The 4,724-nt window shown below is 61.6% G+C and carries 5 protein-coding genes and 1 tRNA gene; 3 read left to right on the plus strand and 3 right to left on the minus strand.

Features of this window, described 5'->3' with window-relative positions; translation table 11 throughout:
* Positions 1–127: 127 nt before the first annotated feature.
* On the minus strand, positions 128–829 hold the full coding sequence (locus WD823_RS00075; protein ID WP_368427443.1) for a Bax inhibitor-1/YccA family protein: 702 nt from the start codon (positions 827–829) through the stop codon (positions 128–130).
* 197 nt (positions 830–1,026) lie between these two features.
* Here WD823_RS00075 and WD823_RS00080 point away from each other — a divergent pair.
* Positions 1,027–1,116: transfer RNA gene (locus WD823_RS00080), tRNA-Ser, on the plus strand.
* Positions 1,117–1,773: 657 nt separating this feature from the next.
* Entirely contained in the window at positions 1,774–2,175 is a 402-nt protein-coding gene (locus tag WD823_RS00085; protein ID WP_368427444.1) for a hypothetical protein, read from the plus strand.
* 30 nt (positions 2,176–2,205) lie between these two features.
* On the opposite strand, the gene queD is transcribed toward WD823_RS00085, so the two are convergent.
* Positions 2,206–2,661, minus strand: a complete 456-nt coding sequence (gene queD / locus WD823_RS00090; protein WP_368427445.1) for a 6-carboxytetrahydropterin synthase QueD — start codon at positions 2,659–2,661, stop codon at positions 2,206–2,208.
* Positions 2,662–2,738: 77 nt separating this feature from the next.
* Positions 2,739–3,038 carry a helix-turn-helix domain-containing protein gene (locus WD823_RS00095; RefSeq protein WP_368427446.1) on the minus strand — a complete coding sequence of 100 codons (300 nt, stop codon included), beginning with the start codon at positions 3,036–3,038 and terminating at the stop codon, positions 2,739–2,741.
* 181 nt (positions 3,039–3,219) lie between these two features.
* Here WD823_RS00095 and WD823_RS00100 point away from each other — a divergent pair, with 181 nt between their 5' ends.
* Entirely contained in the window at positions 3,220–4,449 is a 1,230-nt protein-coding gene (locus tag WD823_RS00100) for an aspartate kinase (RefSeq protein WP_368427447.1), read from the plus strand.
* The last annotated feature ends 275 nt before the right edge of the window (positions 4,450–4,724 follow it).

The raw sequence follows: 4,724 nt of genomic DNA on the forward strand, positions 1-4,724 counted from the left end.
GCCAGAAACGACAATCCCCTACAGCGTGACACTGTAGGGGATTGTCGGTGATGCGTTTCAGGTAATCAACACCTTTGCGGAACGGCTAGCCCGAAGGCCGCCTTTTTCATGACGCAACAGGCCGTGCTTAGTCGCGCTCGCCTCCCAGTGCCATCAGCAGATGAAGCAGGTTGACGAAGATGTTGAACAGGCTCAGGTAGACGCCGGTGGTCGCCATGATGTAATTGGTTTCGCCACCGTTCACGATGCGCGACAGGTCGTGCAGCAGGAACAGCGAGAACACCACCACGACCAGGGCGGAGATCGTCAGCGCGAGCGCCGGGATCTGCAGGAACATGTTCGCGAGCATCGCGAGCAGCAGCACGATCATGCCGACGAACAGGAACTTGCCCATGAAGCTGAAGTCGCGGCGCGTCGTGGTCGCGATGATCGCCATCACGAACAGCACCGTTCCGGTACCCATCGCGGCAATGCCGACGAGCTGCGGGCCGTTCTTCAGCGCCAGGGCGACCGTGAGAATCGGGCCCAGGAACCAGCCGAGCAGCAGGGTCATGCCGAGCAACAGCACGACGCCCACGCCGCTATTGCGGTATTTCGCAATCGCAAACTGCAGCCCGATGACACCGGCCAGCATCAGCAGCATGCTGAGGATAGGGTTCTGCATGATGATTCCGGTGGTGCGCATTCCGATGAACGCGCCGATCACGGTCGGAACCATCGTCAGCGCGAGCAGGAAGTAGGTATTGCGCAGCACCTTCTGCTGCTCGAGACCAATCTCCTGTCCCGGTATTCGATAAGCGGTTTGTCCGGATCTCGTGTCAGGTTGCATAAAATTACTTCTCCTCTCGAGGTTGCTGAAAATCGCTGCGTGTAAGACTACCGAAGGGGCCCGGAAGTTGCAATCAAAATACGTCTGGAACCGCTCCCCACGGGCGGGCTCAACCATTTGATAATAGGTGTTATTATGAATCGCGCCTGATCCGGCCGCACACGCGTGGCGGGTGATGTTCGAGGATTTTCCCGTCCGGAAGGGTGGCAGAGCGGTCGAATGCACCAGTCTTGAAAACTGGCATGTCCGCAAGGACATCGTGGGTTCGAATCCCACCCCTTCCGCCAACACAAAGAGCGGCCCTTGCGGCCGCTCTTTGTGTTGGCCGGGGTGTGTGGACAAAACCACTGGTTCGACAATCGGACGTCCTGTGAACGTCCGATTGGACGCCGGGGCGGTTTAAGCCCCGGCGGTCCCGAGGTGGATTGTGCCGAGGGATGACGGGATCGCCTTAAGGTGAGACCGTCACAATCCCACCCCTTCCGCCACTCAAAAAAACCACCCCTGCGGTCGCTTTTTCAACGGCAGTGGGTCTGTCGACAAACCCCACCTAACGCGACTTTGCGCCGTTCGCCGCGGCTCTGGTTCGGCAGACGAAAGGAGAACATAAGGGTTTGTCCTAAAAGGACAATTTTGGTATAATTGCTCCGTTTTCCGTTTTACATCTGGTTGCTGCATTTCGCCTTGGCGCGGGGAACGTAGCGACCAACCTGGCGCTCCCCCCTGCAATGCGGGGTCAAACCACCGGGCGATTGCGGGTTTTACCCGTGATTTACCGGCATCGGGGCTCCGGTCATGGCAGAACACGCGGCACCGTCGCGCCGCCGGATTTACTCTCTTTGGTTCAGCCATGGCGAATTGAGCGGACTGCGCGTTTGCAGGCCAACGACAAGCTTCAGGCCGGCTGCCGCAATGCCGGCGTGGAAAAGCGAAGGAGATCGACTATGGAAGCATGGAATGAAGCCAAACTGGACGTCGGTTTTTACGATGACCAACGCGCCCTGCTCGGGCTGAAATGCAGCGTAAGAGTGGTTGCGAGCTCGCTATCCATCAGCTGCCTGTTTCTGGAGGAGGAGGTGGCTTTGCACGGGTTGCGCAACGGGCAGGGGCACTATCACATGGTCGCTTCGAACGGCAGCATGCAGGCGACGCTGCACCGGTTCAAGGACAGCCAGATACTCGAGGGGTTCTGGACACGGCGCGGGCGCCGCGGTTTCTGGCGCATCCAGTTGCCGGAGGTTGCACTTGCGGCCGAGGCGACGAAAGCGCCGGCACGCAAGAAAACCACGGCAGTTGCACGCGCAGCGCCGAAGAAGCGCAAACGCTCGCCGGCGATCGCCGCTTAACTGTCGCGCGAGCGGCAGCCGCCGCCACGCTCAGCGCGCGAGGTCCGCGCGCCCGGCGTCGGCCCAGCAGTTCGGTGTCTCGAAGACCCGCACTTTTTCCAGCAGCAGATTGTTGCCGTAGCGGTCCCGGTACACGGAGTCGAGCAGGCGCAGCGCCGTGATGGCCAGGTGTTCGGCTGTCGGCGGGGCGTCGAACGACACGGTCTTGTGCCCGGGTATCGAGCGCAGGAATTCCACCACGGCATTGTCGCCGCGCCAGACGAGGAAGGCATGGTCCCACGCATCAACGAGGTGGCGCTGCGCGACCGCCTTGACCTCGGCAAAATCCATCACCATGCCCTGATTGCTGGCGCCCTCGTCGGCGATCACCGGGCCGGACAGGGTCACTTCGATCGCATAACGATGCCCGTGCAGGTGACGGCACTGGCTGTCGTGGTTGGGGATGCGGTGACCGGCGTCAAACTCCAGCCTGCGGGTGATGCGCATTGAGGGGGCTCGGAAACGAGCGCGCATTATAGCAGGGCACGGCGCGATATTCGCCGCCGCCCGCCTGCGGCAAGCGGTTATTTCCGCTTGTTATTCTTCGTCGCTGCCGCCTTCTTGAGGTTGCTGTAGAGGCGCGGATTGGCTTTTTTCAGATACGACACGACCTCGAAATCCGTGCCGCGGGCCTTGGCGAGTTCTATGCCTTCGATGTGCACGAGGCGCAGCAGCTCCCGCACCGGCTTGGGCATGCCGCGTCCGCTCTCGTAGCGTGAGCCGCCGCTCTGGGTAACGCCGATGCGCGACCAGAATTCCTGTTGATTCATGCGCAGCTTGCGCCGAATATCGCGGGGATTGGTTATGCGTTCGAATGGTTTCATCGTCATCCGGTCCTGATTTTGAAAATCGAAGCTGATATTCAATTGACATGGACCGGCCCGGGAGGTTCACTGCAGGCTGGATTCCCGGTCCCCGCGCGCGGCGCGGCCCCGGCCGCGTCCTCGTTTTTCCGATAAAAATCAATTAAAATAGCCAGCTTTTTTGACCCCCGGCGACAGCGGCATGGCTTTGATCGTTCAGAAATACGGCGGCACTTCGGTCGGCAGCGCCGAGCGCATCAAGAATGTCGCTCGCCGCGTGGCGCGCTGGAAGGGGAAGGGTCACGACGTCGTCGTGGTCGTGTCGGCGATGTCGGGCGAGACCAACCGTCTGATCGCGCTGGCGAAGGAAGTGCAGGGCACGCCGGATCCGCGCGAGCTCGACGTCGCACTGTCGACCGGCGAGCAGGTGACCATCGCCCTGTTGTCGATGGCCTTGATCGACTTGGGGGTCCGGGCGCGCAGCTACACCGGCGGGCAGGTCAAGATCATGACCGACAGCGCCTTCACCAAGGCGCGCATCGTCAGCATCGATGAGGCCCGTATTCGCGCCGACCTCGCCCACGGCCATGTCGTCGTGGTAGCGGGGTTCCAGGGAGTTGATGAGGCCGGCAACATCACCACGCTGGGCCGCGGCGGTTCCGATACTACGGGCGTTGCGCTCGCCGCCGCCCTCAAGGCCGACGAATGCCAGATCTATACGGACGTCGACGGCGTCTACACCACCGATCCGCGGATCGTGCCGGAAGCGCGGCGGCTGAGCACCATCACGTTCGAGGAAATGCTCGAGATGGCGAGCCTCGGGTCCAAGGTGCTGCAGATCCGCTCGGTGGAATTCGCCGGGAAATACCGGGTAAAGCTGCGCGTGCTGTCGAGCTTCGAGGAAGAGGGCGAGGGCACGCTCATCACATTTGAGGAAGACGACAAGATGGAACAGGCGATTATTTCCGGCATCGCGTTCAACCGCGATGAAGCGAAGATTACGATTCTGGGCGTGCCCGACCGGCCGGGCATCGCGTACCAGATCCTGGGGCCGGTGGGCGACGCCAACATCGACGTGGACATGATCGTGCAGAACGTCGGCCACGACGGGTTGACCGACTTCTCCTTCACGGTCCACCGCAACGACTATCAGAAGACGCTCGATACACTCAAGCCGGTGATCGCGCACATCAAGGCGCGCGGAATCCATGGCGGCGACAAGATCGCGAAGGTGTCCGCCGTCGGCGTGGGCATGCGCTCGCACGCGGGCATTGCGAGCACCATGTTCCGCGCGCTGGCCGAGGAAGGCATCAACATCGAGATGATCTCCACGTCCGAGATCAAGGTGTCGGTGGTAATAGACGAGAAGTACATGGAACTCGCGGTACGGGTGTTGCACAAGGTGTTCGGGCTCGATCAGCCGGCGGCGTGATGCCGCGGGCTGCTGTGATATCCTAGCCGCCGTGGGTGCGGTGCCGCAGGCGGGTGGGCGCAGCCCATCATGCGCGGAGCGCCTTCGACAGCTCGACCGGCGACGAGTGAAGAAGTGATGCGGTTGGAAAGAGGTTGAGGTCACCGGAGAGATGGCCGAGTGGTCACGGCGTAGCCGTCGTACATCGTGCGCGGAGCGTCTTCGACAGCTCGACCGGCGCCGAGTGAAGAAGTGATGCGGTTGGAAAGAGGTTGAGGTCACCGGAGAGATGGCCG

It is taken from the genome of Sulfuricaulis sp., assembly GCF_040901545.1.
In the GTDB taxonomy this organism is placed as follows: Bacteria; Pseudomonadota; Gammaproteobacteria; order Acidiferrobacterales; family Sulfurifustaceae; genus Sulfuricaulis.

Bases quoted from the DNA above. Each gene is read 5' to 3' on its own strand.
- WD823_RS00100 (WP_368427447.1), top strand. From the start codon at position 3,220: ATGGCTTTGATCGTTCAGAAATACGGCGGCACTTCGGTCGGCAGCGCC.
- WD823_RS00095 (WP_368427446.1), bottom strand. From the start codon at position 3,038: ATGAAACCATTCGAACGCATAACCAATCCCCGCGATATTCGGCGCAAG.
- WD823_RS00085 (WP_368427444.1), top strand. From the start codon at position 1,774: ATGGAAGCATGGAATGAAGCCAAACTGGACGTCGGTTTTTACGATGAC.
- WD823_RS00075 (WP_368427443.1), bottom strand. From the start codon at position 829: ATGCAACCTGACACGAGATCCGGACAAACCGCTTATCGAATACCGGGA.
- queD (WP_368427445.1), bottom strand. From the start codon at position 2,661: ATGCGCATCACCCGCAGGCTGGAGTTTGACGCCGGTCACCGCATCCCC.